Source organism: Kitasatospora sp. NBC_00374, assembly GCF_041434935.1.
GTDB lineage: Bacteria > Actinomycetota > Actinomycetes > Streptomycetales > Streptomycetaceae > Kitasatospora.
The window spans coordinates 3,893,478-3,911,133 of record NZ_CP107964.1 but is presented as its reverse complement, the minus strand read 5'-3'; the positions used below and the strand labels follow the sequence as shown (position 1 = coordinate 3,911,133).

21 protein-coding genes are annotated in these 17,656 nt (G+C 73.0%); 11 read left to right on the top strand and 10 right to left on the bottom strand.

Going from position 1 to position 17,656, the window contains the following annotated elements:
- The first annotated feature begins 46 nt into the window (after nucleotides 1-46).
- Nucleotides 47-1,027 (top strand): porphobilinogen synthase, encoded by a 981-nt coding sequence (hemB, locus tag OG871_RS17500; RefSeq protein ID WP_371497741.1) that lies wholly within the window; start codon nucleotides 47-49, stop codon nucleotides 1,025-1,027.
- Nucleotides 1,028-1,108: 81 nt separating this feature from the next.
- Here hemB and OG871_RS17495 read toward each other — a convergent pair whose 3' ends face one another.
- The 3 genes from OG871_RS17495 to OG871_RS17485 all read right to left on the bottom strand — a co-directional run bounded on the left by OG871_RS17495 (nucleotide 1,109) and on the right by OG871_RS17485 (nucleotide 2,496).
- Nucleotides 1,109-1,366, bottom strand: coding sequence for a hypothetical protein (locus OG871_RS17495; RefSeq protein WP_371497740.1), 258 nt, complete (start codon nucleotides 1,364-1,366; stop codon nucleotides 1,109-1,111).
- A 240-nt stretch (nucleotides 1,367-1,606) separates the two neighbouring features.
- A complete protein-coding gene (locus OG871_RS17490; RefSeq protein WP_371497738.1) occupies nucleotides 1,607-1,951 on the bottom strand; it encodes a rodlet layer protein in 345 nt (114 codons plus the stop codon).
- A gap of 200 nt (nucleotides 1,952-2,151) precedes the next feature.
- Nucleotides 2,152-2,496 (bottom strand): rodlet layer protein, encoded by a 345-nt coding sequence (locus OG871_RS17485; protein ID WP_371497737.1) that lies wholly within the window; start codon nucleotides 2,494-2,496, stop codon nucleotides 2,152-2,154.
- A 394-nt stretch (nucleotides 2,497-2,890) separates the two neighbouring features.
- On the opposite strand from OG871_RS17485, the gene OG871_RS17480 reads away from it, so the two are divergent.
- Nucleotides 2,891-3,577: a hypothetical protein gene (locus tag OG871_RS17480; protein WP_371497736.1), complete on the top strand. Its 687-nt coding sequence runs from the start codon at nucleotides 2,891-2,893 to the stop codon at nucleotides 3,575-3,577.
- A gap of 117 nt (nucleotides 3,578-3,694) precedes the next feature.
- Here the strand turns inward: OG871_RS17480 and OG871_RS17475 are convergent, their stop codons facing one another.
- From OG871_RS17475 to OG871_RS17460, 4 genes are all read right to left on the bottom strand, one after another.
- Nucleotides 3,695-4,093 carry a hypothetical protein gene (locus OG871_RS17475; protein WP_371497735.1) on the bottom strand — a complete coding sequence of 133 codons (399 nt, stop codon included), beginning with the start codon at nucleotides 4,091-4,093 and terminating at the stop codon, nucleotides 3,695-3,697.
- 132 nt (nucleotides 4,094-4,225) lie between these two features.
- A complete protein-coding gene (locus OG871_RS17470) occupies nucleotides 4,226-4,510 on the bottom strand; it encodes a chaplin (protein ID WP_371497734.1) in 285 nt (94 codons plus the stop codon).
- Between the two features lie 103 nt (nucleotides 4,511-4,613).
- Nucleotides 4,614-4,856, bottom strand: a complete 243-nt coding sequence (locus OG871_RS17465) for a chaplin (RefSeq protein ID WP_371497732.1) — start codon at nucleotides 4,854-4,856, stop codon at nucleotides 4,614-4,616.
- A gap of 392 nt (nucleotides 4,857-5,248) precedes the next feature.
- The gene (locus tag OG871_RS17460) at nucleotides 5,249-5,545 is read right to left on the bottom strand and encodes a chaplin (protein ID WP_371497731.1); all 297 of its coding nucleotides are present in this window, start codon (nucleotides 5,543-5,545) and stop codon (nucleotides 5,249-5,251) included.
- A 260-nt stretch (nucleotides 5,546-5,805) separates the two neighbouring features.
- Here OG871_RS17460 and OG871_RS17455 point away from each other — a divergent pair, with 260 nt between their 5' ends.
- The 6 genes from OG871_RS17455 (at nucleotide 5,806) to OG871_RS17430 (ending at nucleotide 12,016) form a co-directional block, all read left to right on the top strand.
- Nucleotides 5,806-6,045 (top strand): chaplin, encoded by a 240-nt coding sequence (locus tag OG871_RS17455; protein ID WP_371497730.1) that lies wholly within the window; start codon nucleotides 5,806-5,808, stop codon nucleotides 6,043-6,045.
- A gap of 330 nt (nucleotides 6,046-6,375) precedes the next feature.
- The gene (locus tag OG871_RS17450; RefSeq protein ID WP_371497729.1) at nucleotides 6,376-7,998 is read left to right on the top strand and encodes an RICIN domain-containing protein; all 1,623 of its coding nucleotides are present in this window, start codon (nucleotides 6,376-6,378) and stop codon (nucleotides 7,996-7,998) included.
- Nucleotides 7,999-8,084: 86 nt separating this feature from the next.
- On the top strand, nucleotides 8,085-8,789 hold the full coding sequence (locus OG871_RS17445; protein WP_371497728.1) for a hypothetical protein: 705 nt from the start codon (nucleotides 8,085-8,087) through the stop codon (nucleotides 8,787-8,789).
- Between the two features lie 167 nt (nucleotides 8,790-8,956).
- Complete coding sequence (locus OG871_RS17440; protein ID WP_371497727.1) at nucleotides 8,957-9,712, top strand: sugar isomerase domain-containing protein; 756 nt, start codon at nucleotides 8,957-8,959, stop codon at nucleotides 9,710-9,712.
- Entirely contained in the window at nucleotides 9,709-10,770 is a 1,062-nt protein-coding gene (locus OG871_RS17435) for an N-acetylglucosamine kinase (RefSeq protein ID WP_371497725.1), read from the top strand. Before OG871_RS17440 ends, OG871_RS17435 begins: the two co-directional genes overlap by 4 nt.
- Nucleotides 10,771-10,810: 40 nt before the next feature.
- Nucleotides 10,811-12,016: a serpin family protein gene (locus tag OG871_RS17430; protein WP_371497724.1), complete on the top strand. Its 1,206-nt coding sequence runs from the start codon at nucleotides 10,811-10,813 to the stop codon at nucleotides 12,014-12,016.
- A 32-nt stretch (nucleotides 12,017-12,048) separates the two neighbouring features.
- On the opposite strand, the gene OG871_RS17425 is transcribed toward OG871_RS17430, so the two are convergent.
- A complete protein-coding gene (locus OG871_RS17425) occupies nucleotides 12,049-12,600 on the bottom strand; it encodes a hypothetical protein (protein WP_371497723.1) in 552 nt (183 codons plus the stop codon).
- 407 nt (nucleotides 12,601-13,007) lie between these two features.
- On the opposite strand from OG871_RS17425, the gene OG871_RS17420 reads away from it, so the two are divergent.
- Both OG871_RS17420 and OG871_RS17415 read left to right on the top strand, forming a co-directional pair.
- The gene (locus OG871_RS17420) at nucleotides 13,008-13,451 is read left to right on the top strand and encodes a hypothetical protein (RefSeq protein WP_371497721.1); all 444 of its coding nucleotides are present in this window, start codon (nucleotides 13,008-13,010) and stop codon (nucleotides 13,449-13,451) included.
- Between the two features lie 217 nt (nucleotides 13,452-13,668).
- On the top strand, nucleotides 13,669-14,073 hold the full coding sequence (locus OG871_RS17415) for a hypothetical protein (protein ID WP_371497720.1): 405 nt from the start codon (nucleotides 13,669-13,671) through the stop codon (nucleotides 14,071-14,073).
- A 61-nt stretch (nucleotides 14,074-14,134) separates the two neighbouring features.
- Here the strand turns inward: OG871_RS17415 and OG871_RS17410 are convergent, their stop codons facing one another.
- Both OG871_RS17410 and OG871_RS17405 read right to left on the bottom strand, forming a co-directional pair.
- Entirely contained in the window at nucleotides 14,135-15,076 is a 942-nt protein-coding gene (locus tag OG871_RS17410) for a hypothetical protein (protein WP_371497718.1), read from the bottom strand.
- Nucleotides 15,077-15,300: 224 nt separating this feature from the next.
- Nucleotides 15,301-15,909 carry a hypothetical protein gene (locus tag OG871_RS17405; protein WP_371497716.1) on the bottom strand — a complete coding sequence of 203 codons (609 nt, stop codon included), beginning with the start codon at nucleotides 15,907-15,909 and terminating at the stop codon, nucleotides 15,301-15,303.
- A gap of 335 nt (nucleotides 15,910-16,244) precedes the next feature.
- Here OG871_RS17405 and hemL point away from each other — a divergent pair, with 335 nt between their 5' ends.
- On the top strand, nucleotides 16,245-17,591 hold the full coding sequence (gene hemL, locus OG871_RS17400; RefSeq protein ID WP_371497715.1) for a glutamate-1-semialdehyde 2,1-aminomutase: 1,347 nt from the start codon (nucleotides 16,245-16,247) through the stop codon (nucleotides 17,589-17,591).
- Nucleotides 17,592-17,656: the final 65 nt, after the last annotated feature.

Below are 17,656 nucleotides of genomic sequence, written 5' to 3'. Positions count from 1 at the left end.
GAGGCCCCACCGCCTCCCCGGGCCTGCCACTGTTCGGAGTCGCCCTGTGTCCGCCCAGTTCCCGTCCATCCGCCCGCGCCGACTGCGCACCACGCCGGCGATGCGCCGGCTGGTGGCGCAGACCAGGCTGCATCCGGCCGAGCTGATCCTCCCGGCCTTCGTCCGCGAGGGGATCAGCGAGCCGCGGCCGATCGGCTCGATGCCCGGGGTCGTCCAGCACACCCGGGACACCCTGCGCAGGACGGCCGTCGAGGCGGCCGAGGCGGGTCTGGGCGGCATCATGCTGTTCGGCGTCCCGGAGGTGCAGGACGCGACCGGCAGCGAGGGCACCAACCCGGACGGCATCCTGCAGCAGGCGATCCGGGACGTGGTCGCCGAGGTCGGCGACACCCTGGTGGTGATGTCCGACCTGTGCCTGGACGAGTACACCGACCACGGGCACTGCGGTGTCCTCGCCGAGGACGGCAGCGTCGACAACGACGCCACGCTGGCGCGGTACGCGGACATGGCCGTGGTGCAGGCCGACGCGGGTGTCCACCTGGTCGGTCCGTCCGGGATGATGGACGGTCAGGTCGGCGTGGTCCGGCGGGCCCTGGACGAGGCGGGCCACCAGGAGGTGGGCATCCTCGCCTACACCGCCAAGTACGCCTCGGCGTTCTTCGGCCCGTTCCGCGAGGCCGTCGGCTCCTCGCTCCAGGGCGACCGCAAGAGCTACCAGCAGGACCCGGCCAACGCCCGCGAGTCGCTGCGCGAGCTGGAGCAGGACCTCGCCGAAGGCGCGGACCTGGTGATGGTCAAGCCGGCCATGGCGTACCTGGACGTCCTGCGGCAGATCGCCGACGCCTCGCCGGTGCCGGTGGCGGCGTACCAGGTGTCCGGCGAGTACTCGATGATCGAGGCCGCCGCGGCGAACGGCTGGGTGGACCGGGAGCGGATCATCCTGGAGACGCTCACCTCGATCCGCCGGGCCGGTGCGGAGCAGATCCTGACCTACTGGGCCCTGGAGGCCGCCCGGATGATCCGGTAGCCGGCGCGGGACACCGGGAACGGAAACCCGGAGGCCGGGCCGCGGCGAACCGCGACCCGGCCTCCGTGCGTCCGGCCCCGGTCAGTCGATGACGGCGATGCCGTCCTGGCCGCCGCCGACCGCGGTGTCGGTCGCCCAGCCCCACTGGTACCCGGCCGCGAAGATGTGGCTGGTGACCGCCCAGCCGTGCTGCTCGCCGGCCAGGAAGGGCTCGTGCGCGGACGCCACGAACTCGCTGCCGCCACCGGCGGCGACCTCCGCGTAGGCGGGGGCGGCGACACCGGCGACGGCGACGGCGGCGACCGTGGTCAGCAGCGCCTTGCCCAGCATGCTCTTCATGAGATGTCCTCTCTCTGCGTGCCCTCGGCACCCTGCGGACAGAGCCGACGGAACGTGTGACGGGGGGTCACTACACGTGATCACAATGGTGCGTCGGGCGACAGTCGGTACGCGCCCGAACTGACGCGCTGTCACCCGGACGCACCGCAGCCGAACGGGTGAGCACCGCTGGGGACAAACGGCGACCGCCGGGTCGGGAGAGTGGATCCCCCGGCCCGGCGGTCGCTGTTACCCGACTGATCAGCCGATCAGGTGGCTGACGCCACCGTCGCCGCTGCCCTGGGTGCTCTGGCCCACGGTGCAGGTCTGCTGCGGGTTGTTGTTCAGCGCCTTGACCTCGATCGGCACCGCGACACCGAGCACGCCGGCGGCGATGTTGTGGATCTCCGGCAGGCAGATGTTCGGGTTGTCCAGGGTGTGGAAGTTGGGGCTGTGGTTGCCCTCGGTGCCGGTGTGGTTGGTGCCACCGTTGCCCTGGCCGGAGACGGCGGCGCCGTCCGCGTCGCCGATGGCCATCGCGGGGGCGGTGGCCATGGTGAAGCCGGCGGCGGCGATACCGGCGATGGCGAGAGCCTTCTTGATCATTTCTGAGGTTCCTTTTCGGATCTGATGGAGTGGAGCGGGTGCCCAACCGGTGGCTCAGGTTGGGCCGGTGGAGCGAGCCCGGCCGGGGGAGCGGGCCGGGCCCCGGACCAGTGCGGTACGTACGGGTCCCGGACTGGGGGGTGGTGGTGCCGGGCCGGCGGCGCGGGGGCCGACCGGCCCGGCCTCAGCCGGAGACGGCCTCAGCCCACCAGGTGGGACACACCGCCGTCGCCGTTGCCCTGGGTGGTCTGGCCGACGACGCAGGTCTGCTTCGGCTGGTTGTTCAGCGCGGCGACCTCGACCGGGACCGCGACACCTGCCACACCGACGGCGATGTTGTGGATCTCCGGCAGGCAGATGTTCGGGTTGTCGAGGAAGTGGAAGTTGGGGCTGTGGTTGCCCCAGGTGCCGGTGGAGTTGGTGCCACCGTTGCCCTGGATCGAGGCTGCGGAGCCGTCCGCGTTGCCGATCGCGGCGGCGGGGGAGGCTACGGCGGCCAGCGCGGCGGCAGCCAGGCCGGCGGAGGCGAAGGTCTTCTTGAGCATGAGCTGAGATACCTCTCTGAATGCTTGGGACGGTCGTCTCGGCGGGCTTGACCGCTGATTCGTGCAAAGCGTTCAACGAGCGACCTGGTCTGCGGTTGCTAGCCCGTCAGGGGGATTTCGGAATGCGACCGATCCTCGAAGACCAAGGGCTTCAAGCCGATCCGCGATCCGACTCCTGCCCGCCGTCCTGGCTGCGACAACCAGCTCAAAGAATCAGCGGCGGGAAAGTTACGCAGATTCTGCGGGACGGCCCGGGGATCGCTCGGAGGAGTGTCAGACGGTCGGATTAATAGGCCGTACCGGTTAATCTCGCAATCGCGGGCGGGCGTGGCTCGTTTGGACAGAGTGCTTTCCGCTGCACGGCGGCTATCGATCCGAAGCACATAAAACGATCATGGACAGAACGGTGAACAGCATGAAGCTCTCCAAGCGGGCGACCGGGGCCCTGCTCCTGGCGGTCGGCGCCGGCGTCGTCGCCACCCAGGGCGCGGCCGCGGCAGCCCCCATGTCGTCCCAGGACGTCGCCGCGCTGGAGGACGGCCTGTCCACCGGGACGGTGCCCTTCACCGTCCCGCTGAGCGCCCCGACCAGCCGGCTGCCCGTGCTGGCCGAGGGCGGCGAGATCTCCGGGGCGATCCCGACCTCCCCGCTGATGCCGCCGGTGCCGCAGGACAAGCCCACGCTGCTGCCCGAGCAGGTCGTGCCCGCCCTCTCCTCCGGCAGCGTCGGCCCCGCCCTCAAGACCACCCTGCCGCTGCCCGCCGCCGCCGAGGGGATCACCCCCGGCACCCTCGGCCTGGACGCCCCCTCGGCGCCGCTGCACGCGACCGGCCCGGCCCTCGAACTCGGTCAGCCGGTCAAGTACCTCAACGACCACAGCGGAGAGCTCGCGGACGGCGCGCTGTCCTTCGGGGAGCTCGACCCCCGGGTGGTGAGTGCGGGCGTGCAGGCCGTGCCGGGCGCCAGCGCCTCGCTCGGCGGCGACGACCGGCCGGTGTCCGCGGTCGACACGGTCCGCACCCTCTCCGCCGCGGCGACCACGAGCATCGACGGGGTGCTCAACCACGGCACCGGGGAGTGATCCGGGAGCCGGTCGGCTGACGGCCGGCCCGCGCGCCGGAGAACGGCCGGGAGCCCGGCACCGCCCCGTGGGAGGTGCCGGGCTCCTGCGTGCGTCCGTCGGGCCGGGGCGGTGTCCTCAGCCCGGCAGGACGCCCAGCAGCGGGCCGACGGCGGGCAGGTCCTTGGCACCGCCGCCGGAGGTCAGCGGGCCGGTCAGCGTCCCGGTGCCGACGGCCGGCAGGCCGTTGTCGGGCTGGACGCCCACGCCGTTGTTGAGGAAGTCCGCGGAGGACTGCGCCCAGGGGTCCAGCCGCAGGGTCTTGACCGGCGCGACGGCGTAGCCGAGGCCGGTGGTGGTGCCCTCCATGGCCTGGCCGACGTCGGTCGGCGCGAGCTTGGGCATCGGGATCTCCGGGGCGGGCAGGCCCTGGGCGAGCTGGGCCGGAGCGGCGTGTGCCGCGGGGGCGGCGCCGCCCAGCAGCATCGCCGCGCCGAGTACGGCGAGGGCGCCGGTGCCACTCGTCTTGAGTGCCATGCGGGACCAATCCTTCGGTGTGATCGGGTGGTTGGGCCATCGGGCCGCCCGGTCGGCGGGCCCGATGCGAACTGCCCCCCGGCTCAGGGCCGGGGGGCAGTCGACGCGATGCGGAGCCGGATCAGCGGGTGATCAGCAGTCGTCGTCCACCACGGGGGTCTCGTGCACGTGCGGGGCGTCCACGTTGGCGCAGGAGTTGCCGAACGCCGGGTTCAGCGCGCCGATCACGTTGATCGAGTTGCCGCAGAGGTTGACCGGGACGTGCACCGGGATCTGGATCGAGTTGCCGGACACCACGCCGGGCGAGTTGGTGACGACCGCCTCGGCGCTGGAGCTGGCGGAGGCACCGCCGGCCGCACCGAGCACCAGGCCGGCAGCGGTGGCCGAGAGCAGGGCGGCCTTCTTCACGTTCTGCATGGGAGTTGATCTCCTAGATCACACACGGGGAGGGGTGCGCCGCACCGCCACGGGGCGGTGCGACGCGGTCGACGCGAGTGCAGCCGCGTCAGCGCCGGCTGAGTCAGCCGACGTTGGCGCAGGAGTTGCCGAACGCCGGGTTGAGGATCGAGATGACGCCGATCGAGTTGCCGCAGATGTTGACCGGGATGTGCACCGGGATCTGGATGTTGTTGCCGGAGAGCACGCCGGGGGAGTTGGCGACGACGGCCTCGGCGCTGGAGCTGGCGGAGGCACCGCCGGCCGCACCGAGCACCAGGCCGGCCGCGGCGAGCGAGAGGGCGGCAGCCTTCTTGATGTTGCGCATAGAGTTCTTCCTCCGTTTTCTGCCCGACTGTTGGAGGTCGGGTGCCGGGCGAATCAGCATCATCGCCCGATGGCTTCGGGATGGGCCGTGATTGTCACTCACGCGGCTCAGGGATTGCGTGTCGCCCGTGGCTGGGGCGGGTGCGGCCGCGCTCTCTCAGGTGCACCCGCGGTCATTTCTCGCACGGCCGAGAAACATCCGCACTCCGGTGCGGCCAGGAGAGTGCCTCGAAGAACTGGGGTTCGAGGACAAATTGACGCACCGTCGGGCCGTGCCGTGATTCCGGTCGGCCGGGCGGGCGGTCCGGTGCTCTCCTGGGGGGTCGATCGGCTCCTGGTGGGGCCATGGCTGGAGCCGGCCCGTCCGGTGGGAGCCGAACGGGCCCGTCGGCCTCAGGCGTTGAGGCAGGAGTTGCCGAACGCCGGGTTGAGCAGGCCGATGATGTCGACGGTGTTGCCGCACAGGTTGATCGGCACGTGCACCGGGACCTGGAGCTGGTTGCCCGACAGCACGCCGGGGGAGCCGGCGGTGACACCCTCGGCCGACGCGCCACCGGCGGCGGCGATGCCGGGGGAGCCGGCGGTGACACCCTCGGCCGACGCGCCACCGGCGGCGGCGATGCCGGCGGAGCCGAGCAGCAGGGCCGCGGCCGCGGCAGAACCGAACGCGCCGTAGGCGAGCTTGCGCATGGTGAGGTCTCATTTCTTCGCCCGAGGGCGAGCACCGGGTGGAGCTGGTTTCGCCAGGGAGAACGAGCCGGCACGCGCGGGGAAACGGGTGGGCCACGTGATCACCCGAATGCCTTCATTAATGCAACCGGGTGAATGTCGCCCTGGCGCCGGAACCGCCTTCCCAGGGCTTCGTTGGGGGTGGTGCACGCCCTGTGCGCTTCCGTGCCGAGCCAACGGTGCCTGGCAAACGGAAGATCTGATTTTTCGAGGAGACTCATATGAGCGTCAAGAAGGTTGCCGCTGTCGGCGCCGCCGTCGTCGGCATCGTTGCGGCTGGTGCGGGCTCCGCCATGGCGAGCTCCAGCGCCGAGGGCGTCACGGCGGGCTCCCCCGGCGTGCTGAGCGGCAACCAGGCTCAGGTCCCGGTGCACATCCCGGTCAACGTCTGCGGCAACTCGGTGGACATCATCGGCCTGCTGAACCCGGCCTTCGGCAACTCCTGCGCCAACGTCGGCTGACGCTGACCCACAGGTCCTAGCCGACCTGCTGGTCGATTCCGCCGTATCCGGGCCGCCGCTCCGTCTCTCCCCCTCCTGAGACGCGGAGCGGCGGCCCTGCCGTTTTCGGCGCCGTCCGGACTCTTGTTGCGTTACTGGTCAGTACCTAACATATGAGCCTGACTCATGTTCAGCCCTCGTTCCGGCCCGCAGCGCAACCCCCCACCGGCCGGGACGGTGCCACCGCACGCTCCATGCTCCGCGCCACCCGGCGCACGCCGAGTGGCCCCCACCCCCAGGGAGTCATGCGTGATCAGGTCTCGATTGTCAGGTCCGTACAGGGGCCGGCCGGTGGCCCTGCTGGCCGCCGCCGGACTGTCCCTCGCCCTCGGCCTGGGTGCGATGCCCAGCGCGCTCGCCGCGGACACCGGGCCGTCCGCCGCGGGGCCGGCGGCGAAGGCCCCCGCGATCGTCGCGCTCGGCGACAGCGCCATCTCGGGGGAGGGCGCCGGCACCGACACCGGCGACGACTACACCCCCGGCACCGACACCCCGACCAACTACTGCCACCGCAGCGGCAAGTCGGAGATCTTCGTCACCGGTCTCGGCGGGCTCACCCCGATCGACCTCGCCTGCTCCGGCGCGCAGACCGGCGACCTGGTCAGCGACCCCGAACTGGCGAAGATCACCGGCGGCGGCAGCGGAGACTTCGGCGAGCCCAAGCAGGACGTCCGACTCGCCCAGGTGGCAAGCCAGTACGACGTCAAGATGGTGGTCGTCACGATCGGCGCCAACGACGACTTCGACTTCAGCGGCATCATGCTGAGCTGCCTGGCCCAGTACTTCCCGATCCCCAAGTCCCAGGGCTGCCGCGACACCATCGGCACCCCGGAGATCGCCCGGCGGGCCGAGGGCGTCAAGCCCAAGGTGGTCGCCGCGCTCACCGACATCCGCAACACCATGCGCGGGGCCGGGTACCAGGACTCCTCGTACCAGCTGGTCTACCAGTCGTACTTCACCCCGATCACCCCCGACATCCGGCGCAACGACTACGCCGGCAAGGTCGCCGACGGCTGCCCGGCCTTCCCCGAGGACCTCGCCTGGGGCCACAACCTGGTCGTCCCGATGCTCAGCGACGCGCTGCGGCAGGCCGTCTCCCAGGTGCCCGGGGTGCGCTACCTGGACCAGCGCCGGGTCAGTTTCGGCCACGAGGTCTGCGCCGAGTGGACCAGCTCGCCGTACGAGTACACCAACGGTGACGTCATCGACCTCTCCGAGCGCACCCGCAACGGCTGCGACCAGGAGATCGGCATCCCCGGGGTGTGCATGAACATGGTCCGGCAGTCGTACCACCTGCGGGTCGCGGGCTACCGGGCCGAGGCGGTCTGCCTGGCGCAGTTCTACCGGCAGCCCGCGCTGGAACAGGCGTTCTGCAGCCTCGACCAGCAGAACACCACCTCCATCACCCCGCTCACCCCCGGCCGGCCCTTCCCGGACCACCCCGAGGACGGCTCCTGGTACCAGCTCACCAACGCCGCCACCGGCACGGTGCTGGACCTCGCCGGCGGCGGCACCTACGGCGACTCGACCGACGGCCGCAGCGCCATCGTCTATCCGGCGGCCGGCAGCCTGAACCAGTCCTTCGTCTTCGAGAGCACGTCGGACGGCGGCTACGAGCTGGACTTCAGCGGCAACCGCGCCATGTGCCTGGACGCCAGTGGCGGCTCCACCGCCCCCGGCACCCCGCTGCTGCAGTGGCGGTGTCACGGCGGCGCCAACCAGCACTGGATGCTCACGGCGGTCGGCGACGGCACCTACAAGATCGCTTCCGCCCAGGACCAGGGCAAGGTCGCGGCGGCCGCCACCGCCCGCGACGGCCAGGGCAACCCGCTGGTGCAGCTCGCCGCCGACAGCGGCGCGGCGGACCAGCACTGGCGGCTGGAGAAGCTGGGCATCGTCTACCTGCACGGCTGACGACCCCCGTCGGTGGGGGCCGGGGCACCACCCGGTCCCGCACCGGTGTCGGCGGCCGCGCAGCGCGGCTGGGATAGGGTCGTCCGATGCCCTCCGACCTCGCCGAACTGGCCCGATACGCCGCCGCCCTGGACGCCGGCGAGCTGGCCTGGGCCCACCTCCGCGGCTGCCTGGACGCCGACGACACCCGCTGGCTGGCCTTCCTGCGTCGCTGTGACCTCGACACCCGGGCCGGCGACTTCGCCCGCCTCGAACACCTGGAGGACGACGAGCGGCTGCTCGCCGCCTGCCGGGAACTGGCCGACGGCAGGGACGGCCCCGAGCGGGTCTGGACCTACCTCGACGGCTGTCTGGCGGGCACCCCGTCCGCCGCCGGGCGCCAGGAGTTCCTGCTCGACCGTGCCGCCGCCGGACACGGCATGGACTGGTCCTCGACCTCCGCCCTGATGGGCACCGACCGCCCCGAGGAGGTCGACGCGGCCCTCGACCGCGCGGACCCCAGCGCCGGCGTCGCCCTGATCGGCCTCGCGGTCACCCACCCCGACCCGGCCGTGATCCTCCCGCGGGTCGCCCGCGCGCTGGCCGATCCCGGCTACCGCGACCAGGCCGCCGTGGCCCTCGCCCACACCGCCCGCCTGCACGGCGTCGTCGACGGTGACAGCCTGGCCCTGCTGCGCGAGCTCCCGCGCGGCAACCCGGCCGACGACGACCTGTGGGCCTTCGTCCCCCGCCGCCACCTGCCGGGATGGCTCTGGCGCCACCAGCTCCTGGGCCGCTTCACCCGGCGCTGACCCCGGTCACCGGAGTGACGAGCGGTCAGAATCCGTTGTCCGGCGGCCGGCAGCCGTCCGTCGTCACCCGTTCGCCGATACCGCCAACTGGTCTAGTCCACTCATTGACACCACGCCTCGACCGCCCCAATAGTGGCCACCACCGGACCACGACAAGGAGGCCATCGGTGCCCTCTCCCTCAGCAGCGGACTTCGCGGCCGCGGCCCACGCCGCCATCGACCGCGTCAGCAAGGAGCAGGCCGAAGGGGTCGCGGCGGCAGCCGAGTTGATCGTGGCCGCGCTCGCCGCCGACGGCGTCGTCCAGGCCTTCGGCACCGGACACTCGGAGGCCCTCGCGATGGAGATCGCCGGCCGCGCCGGCGGCCTCGTCCCCACCAACCGGATCGCCCTGCGCGACGTGGTGCTGCGCGGCGGCCGCCCGGTCGAGATCCTCGAAGGCCCCGAACTGGAACGCGGCACCGAGTCCGCCGCCCTCCTCTGGGAGCTCACCGCCCCGCACCCCGCCGACGTCTTCGTGCTGGCCTCCAACTCCGGCGTCAACGGCTGCGTGGTCGAACTCGCCCACCTGGCCAAGCGCCACGGCCATCCCCTGATCGTCATCACCTCCGCCGAACACACCGCCCGGGTCGAGCCCAAGCACCCCTCCGGCCTGCGGCTGCGCGACCTCGCCGACGTCGTCCTCGACAACGGCGCCCCGTACGGCGACGCCGTCCTCCCGATGGCGGGCGGCGCCAGGGCCTGCGGTATCTCCTCCATCACCGCCGCCCTGCTCGCCCAGCAGATCGTCGCCGAGGTGATCCGCCGGATCGAGCAGACCGGCGGCGTTCCACCGGTCTACCTGTCGGCCAACATCCCCGGCGGCGACGAGCACAACCGAGCCCTGGAGGCCCGCTACGTCGGCCGCATCCGGCGCGCCTCGTGACCACGAGCCCCCTCGTCCTCGGCCTGGACGTCGGCGGCTCCACCACCCGCGTCCTGGTCGCCGACCTCACCGGACGGATCCTGGGCGCAGCCCGCGGCCCCGGCGGAAACCCGGTCTCCAACGGTGAACCGGCCGCCGCCCGGGCCATCGCCGACACCCTCGGCGCCGCGCTCGCCGACCTCGACCCGGCCCGGGTCGCCGCCGGCGTGCTCGGCCTGGCCGGCGGCCGGGCGGGCGCCCCGGAGCTGGCCCGGATCTGGGCCGGCGCCGGCCTGCCGCGCGCACCCCGGCTCACCGGTGACGTCGAGCTGGCGTACGCGGCGGGCACCAGCCGCCCGGACGGCACCGCGCTGATCAGCGGCACGGGCGCGGTCGCGGCGCTGTTCCACGACTTCACCATGGTCCGCTGCGCCGACGGCCACGGCTGGCTGCTCGGTGACCGGGGCTCGGGCTTCTGGCTCGGCCGGGCCGCCGTCCGCACCGCGCTCTCCGCCGTCGACCGCGGCGACCTGCCCCTGACCGGCCTCGCGGCCGACGTGCTCGCCGCCCTGCTGCCCGAGCCGCCCGCGGGGCCCGGGTCACCCACCGCCCAGGAGCCGCCGTCACCGCTACGCCTGCGCGCCGCGCTGATCGGCGCCGTCCACGCCGGGCCGCCCGTACGGCTGGCGCGGCTCGCCCCCCTCGTCCTCGACGCGGCCAGGGCCGGTGACCCGGCCGCCCGTGGCCTGGTCGAGCGGGCGGCCGATCACCTGCTGGAGACCCTCGGGACCGTGCGCGAGCCCGGGTCCGCACTCCCGGTGGTGCTGGCCGGCGGTGTCCTCGACGTCTCCTCGCCACTCGCCGAGGCCGTCCGCACCCGGGTGGCCGACCACTGGCCCGAAGCGGGGATCGGTCATGCCGGCAACGGCGCGGGCGCGGCGGCCTGGCTCGCCGCCCGGAGCCTGGACACCGCCGTGGACCTGGCCGAGCTGCACCAGCTGCTGGTCGGCGCGGACTTCGGGCCGCAGCCGGACCTCGCTGCGCACAGCCCCAATCCGCTTCTACCATCAGCTGATTGATCCGATCGGGTATCGACCGGTAGCGACCTGGGGGCGGGCATTGGACACGGCGGAGACCACCACACGGGCAGTCAACTCGCTCACCGCGCGCTGGGCCGGGGAGCTCGACGGACGGACGTCGACCGTCCTCACCGCGGTCGGCGTCTGGCCCCTGCTGGCCTTCCTCGCGGCGGGCGCGGACCGGCCGGTCCGCGCGGAGCTGGCCGAGGCGCTCGGCCTGCCCGCCGAGGGAGCCGCCGAACGGGCCCGCGCCCTCCTCGACACCGTCCGCGGCCTGCCCGGCGCGAGCGCGGCGATCGGGCTCTGGACCCGCAAGGACCTGCACCTGGACGAGGGCTGGCTGGCCGAACTGGGACCCGGCGCCCATGCCCGGCTCACCGGCGACCCCGCCGTGGACCGGGCCCGTCTGAACGCCTGGGCGGACCACCGTACCGGCGGGCTGATCAGGACCATGCCGGTGCAGCCGGACCCCACCCTCCGGCTGGTCCTGGCGAGCGCGCTGATCGTACGCACCGAGTGGCTGCACCCCTTCGGCCCCACCCGGATCCGGCCGGCCGCGGGCCCGTGGGGCGGCCGCGAGCTCGCCGCCCTGCACGTCGACAGTCCGGCGCTGTACGACCGGCTCGCGGTGGCGGACACCGCGGCCGGACCGGTCACCGAGGTACGCCTGCCCGGCACCGGTGACATCGACGTCCACCTGCTGACCGGTACCGCGGACGCGCCGCTCGCCGCCGTGCTCGCCGCCGGACTGGACCTGCTGGACGGCCGCACCCCGCGCAGCCCCGCCCGTGCCGCCACCCGGCCGGACGGCGGCCGGTGGCCCGCTCTGACGGTCCGGGAGGAGGAGAGCGCCCGGCCGGGGAACCGGCTCGCGCTCACCACGGTCCCCTTCACGGTCGACGCCGAGCACGACCTGCTCGCCAGAGCGGGCCTGTTCGGCCTCGCCACGGCCTCCGGCCCGGGGGGATTCCCGGGGATTGCTCCGGCCGAGCCGCTGTTCGTCTCCCAGGCCGGGCAGAGCGCCACCGCCACCTTCGGCCGGCTCGGCTTCGAGGCGGCCGCCGTCACCGCCATGACGATGTCCCGCAGGAGCGTCGGACAGCGCCCGCCGGGCGGGCGGATCACGGTGGCCGAGGTGCTCCTCGACCGGCCCTTCGCCTTCCTCGCGGTCCACCGCCCGTCCGGCCTCGCCCTGGCGGCGGGCTGGGTCACCGAACCGTCGGACGACGCCGGCGGCAGGCGCTGACCGGGCCGTCCCTCGCGGTCGGTGCGGGGTGCTCAGCCCTCCCCGACCTCGTAGATGCGCGACCGCAGCTGCTCCTCCGCCCAGTCGGCGTCGGCCCCCAGGTCGAACCAGACCCGGTCGTGCCGCTGCGGCTGGTCCAGCCCGGCCGCAGCCCAGGTGAACACCCCCCACAACACCTCCCGCCGGTGCCCGGGCGCGGTCACGGACAGCGCGAACGGCACCGCGGCCCCGGCCCGGGTCACCGTGACGCGCTGCGCGTCCGCCGGGTCGGGGCGGCCGCCGGTGAGGAAACGCGGATCCTCCGTGACCTTGAGCCACTCGACCACCGCCCCGGGGGTTTGGTCGCCGAGGATTCCGGCGATCGACCCGCGCACGGCCCCGGCCGGGTCCTTGCCCAGCCAGTCGAGCCAGTGGTCGGGCGAGGTCAGTCTCGCGAAGTCGTCCTGGGGCGGTCCGAAACCCGGGTTGTCGGTGAACTCGCCGGTCAGCGTGCCGTCCTGGCCCACCCGCCAGCCCCGGCGGACGGCCTCAGGCGGCACGTAGCCGTCCGGGTCGTCCACGTACTCGGCGGCGATCTCGTACATCCAGCCGCCAGGGTGGGCCGCCGCCCGGGCCGCCAGCTCCGGCGGTGGTGCCGGGCGCGGCCCCTGACCGCCTGGCTGAGCGCTTGACCGGTCGTTCGACCGATTGCGCGACGAAAAGATCCCCATCGATGCCTCTTTCGGATCCGTCCTGAGCGCCGATTCTGTCGTACCGTCACCGGCCGGGTGGACCGGCCCGCCGCACGGGCGGAGCTGAGCCGGGGTCAGCCGGTCCGCCCGGGTTTCGGACGGTTCCCGGACACGACTGGGCAACTATCGGCGGTCGGATCTTCAGACCGGGCCACTCGATCCCGTACGGTCGGCCGACGCTCCGACCCTTGCGCTCAAGACCTTGCGCTCCGACCGCCGTACCCGGGCCGCCGTGCCCGGACCGATCCCGAGGACCTCCGTTGACAACCCCGTCGACCCCGCAGACCCCGCAGACCCCATCGACCTCGCCGGACTCGCAGGCCGCCGAGGACGAGAACGTCACTCCCCAGCAGGCGTTCCCGCCCGCCTCCACCGAGCCGCCGAGGAGGAGCCGCCTGCGGGCCGCCCTGACGGCGCTCGTCCTCGTGGCGGCCATCGTGGCGGCGCTGTTCGTCGCCGGGTACGTCATGCGGGACGCGCCGACGACCGCCGAGGTCGGCAGCTGCGTCCACAACGCGGGGACCGACGCCAAGCCCGACGTGAGCGTCGTGGACTGCGGCGCGGCCAACGCGGAGTTCAAGGTGCTCAAGGTGGTCCGCACCGCCGACGAGTCGCAGTGCGACACCGTCGACGGGGTGGAGGCCTCCTACTCGGAGGAGCGCAGCAGCAGCATGTTCGTGCTCTGCCTCGGCCGGAACCGCTGAGGCGGTCCCGAAGGACGTGACCCCGGTGCGTGACGGCCGCGAGGCCGGGCCGCAGTCGCGACCGCCCTGGGAGATGGTCGATGAGCAGGGGTTTTGCCCTGTTCTCGGCCGATCTCCGGACACGACTCGGTAACTATCAGTAGTCGTCTCTTCAGCCCGGGACCGGCTGCCCTCTACTGTCGGCCGACACTTCCCAGCCGATGAACGAGGAACCACCGTGACCACTCCGCCTACCCCCGAGGCGCAGGACCAGGCCGCATACCCGCAGGACCCGGCGGCCGTCGCCGAGCCGCCGAAGAAGCGCCGCGCGGGCAAGATCCTGCTGGGGCTGCTCGGTGCCGTCGTCGTCCTGGTCGCGGCCGTGGTGGCCATCGGCTTCGCGGTGAAGGACGACCCGTCGATCGCCGAGGTCGGCAACTGCGTCCACAACGCGGGCAGCGACACCAAGCCGAACGTGAGCATCGTCGACTGCGGCGCCGCCAACGCCGACTTCAAGGTCCTCAAGGTCGTCCAGGGCAAGGACGACAAGGAGTGCGAGGCCGTCGAGGGCTTCGAGGCCGCGTACAGCGAGGAGTCCTCCTCGGACAGCTTCATCCTCTGCCTCGGCAAGAACAGCCACTGACCTGACGGTCCGCCCGCCCCGAGCCTCCCGAGGCCGGGGCGGGCATCGGCGCGCGCCGCGGTCAGGCGCCGCAGACCGCGGCGGCCGGCCCGGCGTACCCGCCACCGAGCGGTAACGCCGCCCGGGCGGCCCGCAGTGCGGCGCGGGCCCGCGCGGCGCCGCCCGGAGTCGCCTCGGCGCCGCCGCCGACCGCGACCGTCCGGGCGCCCAGACCGGCGCAGGCGCGGCAGCCGCCCTGCCGGGGTACGAGGTCGCGGCAAGTGGGGCACTCGGTGTACCTGGCCGCCGGTGGCTCGGGGGCGCGGGCCGGCGGCATCTTGCGCTCCAGGCGGTAGCGGAGCACCGCCAGCGGGGAGTACACCGCCCTGGGCAGGCCGGACAGCAGGGCGTGGGCCAAATCGCCGTGCGTGCTGCCGTGTTCCAGCCACTGGGCAGCCAGCGGTGCCAGCTCCGCCAACTCGGCCTGTCCCAGTCTCAGGCGCGGCTCGGGTCCGATCACCCTGAGCAGGGTCCGCGCGGCCACGCTCAGCCTCTCGTCCGGTACCGCCGGCACATCGTGGCCGGGGCCCGTCTCCCGCCCGTCCGGCCTGTCGCCGAACGACGGGACGGGGAGGGTGGGTTCTTTGTCCGGGTTCTTTACCGGAGGAGCGTCAGGGCGTCCGGCCACTGGTTCACCGGCGACCGGGTGGGGAACACCCGGAGGCTCCGGTCGCTGCGGGGTGTCGAAGACATGGGCCTCGCTGCGGATCGTGCCGTCCGCCCGCCGGACTTTGACGACCCGGTAGTAGCCGGCCTCGGCCAGCTCCTTCAGTGCCCTGCGGACGGCGCCGCGCCCCTGCGGGCTGCTGTCCGCCATCGCCCGTCCGTCCTCGCGCCAGCCGTCGGGGCGCGAGAGGAGGTCGACCAGCAGGCCACGGGCGGTGTAGGTCAGCCGGCGATCCTGCAGCGGGCCGTTCGGCAGCACCGTGAACGAGCGCACCGGGGCGCTACGATGTACATGCATCGGGAGTCGTTTTCCTGTTGCCGGGCCCCGGGGTGTTGGCGCACCGCCGGGGTCACATATGTGCGGTTGGACTACGTGACGTAGTACGCACACTGTGCCACACCGGGAGCTCCGGCGTGTGACGCTCGGTCACATTCCCCTCCTGCCGGGGATTTCCGGACGCACGCGTCACCGATGGCCGAACAGACGTCCGCCCACCCCTCGGGCCCCGGCGGATCCGCAGGTCAGGGCCAGACCAGGCAGTACAGCTGGTGCCCCGCCTCGTGCAGCCGGTTGGCGAAGTCCTGCCACTCGTGCAGCATCTGGTAGATCACGAAGGCGTCCCGGGGCCCACGGCGGTCCGGCACGGTGGACCAGATGAACGCGGCGGCGCCGAGCTCCATCTCGTCGGCCTTGCGGAGCGGCTCGACGACGGTCTGCGGGAGCTGGACGACGGCGTAGTCGGGGTGCAGGACGACCAGCTCCAGCGGCGGGACCTGGTGCAGCGGGACGCCCTGGATGCCGGTGAGGACCATGGCGCTCATGGTCTCCGGTTTGATCTTGGTGGACAGGTGGCCGTTGGGCGAGCCGCTGGTCTCCATCAGGTCGCCGAGCCGTCCGAGCGAGCCGAGCTCGCCCGCGTCCAGCCCCAGGCCGCCCGGTCCGAGGGCGGTGGGAACTCTGGCGGCGGTGGCCCGGTCGGGCGCCCCGAAGTACTTGTAGGTGACCCCCACCCTGCCCTCACCCCGCCTTCCCCTGCCGGCTCCCGAACCCCCGCCTGCGGCCCGAGCGGACCTGCGGGAACCACCCACGGCCTCGTCGGAGCCGTCCTGCGCCTCGGACACTCGGACCATCCTCACCGGAATTCGCCGGACTCGACAGACCCCCACACGCTCGGTGTCCCTCCGAACGTGCCACTTACCCGTCTCGCGCTGCCGTACACAGTCTGACCGCCAGGTCAGCCGGTTCGGTCACCGGGTCCGTTCGCGGGGAAGCCCCGTCGAAGACCCCGATGGCCCCGGTCGGTCCGGCAGCGATAGCCGGTAGTACGGATAACCGTACCTCTGGTCGGCCCCGCCGAACGGCAACAGCACACGGATCATCGTTCCAGATGATCGGCTCCGACATGCAGAGGTGAAGGACACGATTTGAGAGCATGTCCGGGTAACCCGACCCGAGGACGCAGTCGATGAGCGAGCCGATGAACGAACTGAAGAGCTACCCGTACGAAGCACCCCGGTCCCAGTCGCTGTTCGAGCGGGCCACCGTGGTCACGCCGGGCGGCGTGAACTCGCCGGTGCGCGCCTTCAAGGCGGTCGGCGGCACCCCGCGCTTCATGGTGTCCGGCAGCGGGCCGTACCTGACCGACGCGGACGGCCGCGACTACGTCGACCTGGTGTGTTCCTGGGGACCGATGATCCTCGGGCACGCGCACCCGGCCGTCGTGGAGGCCGTCCAGCGGGCGGTCGGCCGCGGCACCTCGTTCGGCACGCCCGGCGAGGGCGAGGTGGAGCTGGCGGAGGAGATCGTCGCCCGGGTCGCCCCGGTCGAGCAGGTCCGGCTGGTGTCGAGCGGCACCGAGGCGACCATGTCGGCGATCCGGCTCGCCCGGGGATTCACCGGCCGCGCCAAGATCGTGAAGTTCGCCGGCTGCTACCACGGTCATGTGGACGCGCTGCTCGCCGCCGCCGGTTCCGGTGTGGCGACATTCGGCCTGCCCGACACGCCCGGCGTCACCGGCGCCCAGGCGGGCGACACGATCGTGCTGCCGTACAACGACCTGGAGGCCGTCCGCCAGGCGTTCGCCGCGCACCCCGGCGAGATCGCCTGCGTGATCACCGAGGCCTCGCCCGGGAACATGGGCGTCGTCCCGCCGCTGCCCGGCTTCAACCGGGGCCTGGCCGAGCTCTGCCGGAGCAACGGCGCGCTGTTCGTGTCGGACGAGGTGATGACCGGCTTCCGCGTCTCCAGGGCCGGCTGGTACGGCCTGGAGGCCGCCCGCGAGGGCTGGGCGCCGGACCTGATCACCTTCGGCAAGGTGATGGGCGGCGGCTTCCCGGCCGCGGCCTTCGGCGGCCGCGCCGACGTGATGGCGTACCTGGCCCCGGCCGGGCCGGTCTACCAGGCGGGCACCCTCTCCGGTAACCCGGTCGCCACCGCCGCCGGCCTGGCCCAGCTGCGGGGCTGCACCGACGAGGTGTACGCCACCGTGGACCGGGTCTCCGCCGAGATCTCCGGCCTGGTGTCCGACGCGCTCACCAAGGAGGGCGTCACCCACCGGCTGCAGACGGCCGGGAACATGTTCTCGGTGTTCTTCACCGACGAGCAGGTCACCAACTACGACGAGGCGAAGCGCCAGCAGGCCTACCGCTTCAACGGCTTCTTCCACGCGATGCTGAGCCGGGGCGTCTACCTGCCGCCGTCGGCCTTCGAGTCGTGGTTCGTCTCGGCCTCCCACGACGCCCGCGCGATCGAGCGGATCGCGGCCGCCCTGCCCGCCGCCGCCCGCGCCGCCGCCGAGGCCCAGCCCGCGTGACCGCCCGTCGCCGGCCCGCCGTCGGCGGTACCGCCCACCGTCGCCAGTACCGAGGAGACCCAGAG

Bases quoted from the DNA above. Each gene is read 5' to 3' on its own strand.
- OG871_RS17495 (WP_371497740.1), bottom strand. From the start codon at position 1,366: ATGAAGAGCATGCTGGGCAAGGCGCTGCTGACCACGGTCGCCGCCGTC.
- OG871_RS17490 (WP_371497738.1), bottom strand. From the start codon at position 1,951: ATGATCAAGAAGGCTCTCGCCATCGCCGGTATCGCCGCCGCCGGCTTC.
- OG871_RS17485 (WP_371497737.1), bottom strand. From the start codon at position 2,496: ATGCTCAAGAAGACCTTCGCCTCCGCCGGCCTGGCTGCCGCCGCGCTG.
- OG871_RS17480 (WP_371497736.1), top strand. From the start codon at position 2,891: ATGGACAGAACGGTGAACAGCATGAAGCTCTCCAAGCGGGCGACCGGG.
- OG871_RS17475 (WP_371497735.1), bottom strand. From the start codon at position 4,093: ATGGCACTCAAGACGAGTGGCACCGGCGCCCTCGCCGTACTCGGCGCG.
- OG871_RS17470 (WP_371497734.1), bottom strand. From the start codon at position 4,510: ATGCAGAACGTGAAGAAGGCCGCCCTGCTCTCGGCCACCGCTGCCGGC.
- OG871_RS17465 (WP_371497732.1), bottom strand. From the start codon at position 4,856: ATGCGCAACATCAAGAAGGCTGCCGCCCTCTCGCTCGCCGCGGCCGGC.
- OG871_RS17460 (WP_371497731.1), bottom strand. From the start codon at position 5,545: ATGCGCAAGCTCGCCTACGGCGCGTTCGGTTCTGCCGCGGCCGCGGCC.
- OG871_RS17455 (WP_371497730.1), top strand. From the start codon at position 5,806: ATGAGCGTCAAGAAGGTTGCCGCTGTCGGCGCCGCCGTCGTCGGCATC.
- OG871_RS17445 (WP_371497728.1), top strand. From the start codon at position 8,085: ATGCCCTCCGACCTCGCCGAACTGGCCCGATACGCCGCCGCCCTGGAC.
- OG871_RS17425 (WP_371497723.1), bottom strand. From the start codon at position 12,600: ATGTACGAGATCGCCGCCGAGTACGTGGACGACCCGGACGGCTACGTG.
- OG871_RS17410 (WP_371497718.1), bottom strand. From the start codon at position 15,076: ATGCATGTACATCGTAGCGCCCCGGTGCGCTCGTTCACGGTGCTGCCG.
- OG871_RS17405 (WP_371497716.1), bottom strand. From the start codon at position 15,909: ATGGTCCGAGTGTCCGAGGCGCAGGACGGCTCCGACGAGGCCGTGGGT.
- hemL (WP_371497715.1), top strand. From the start codon at position 16,245: ATGAGCGAGCCGATGAACGAACTGAAGAGCTACCCGTACGAAGCACCC.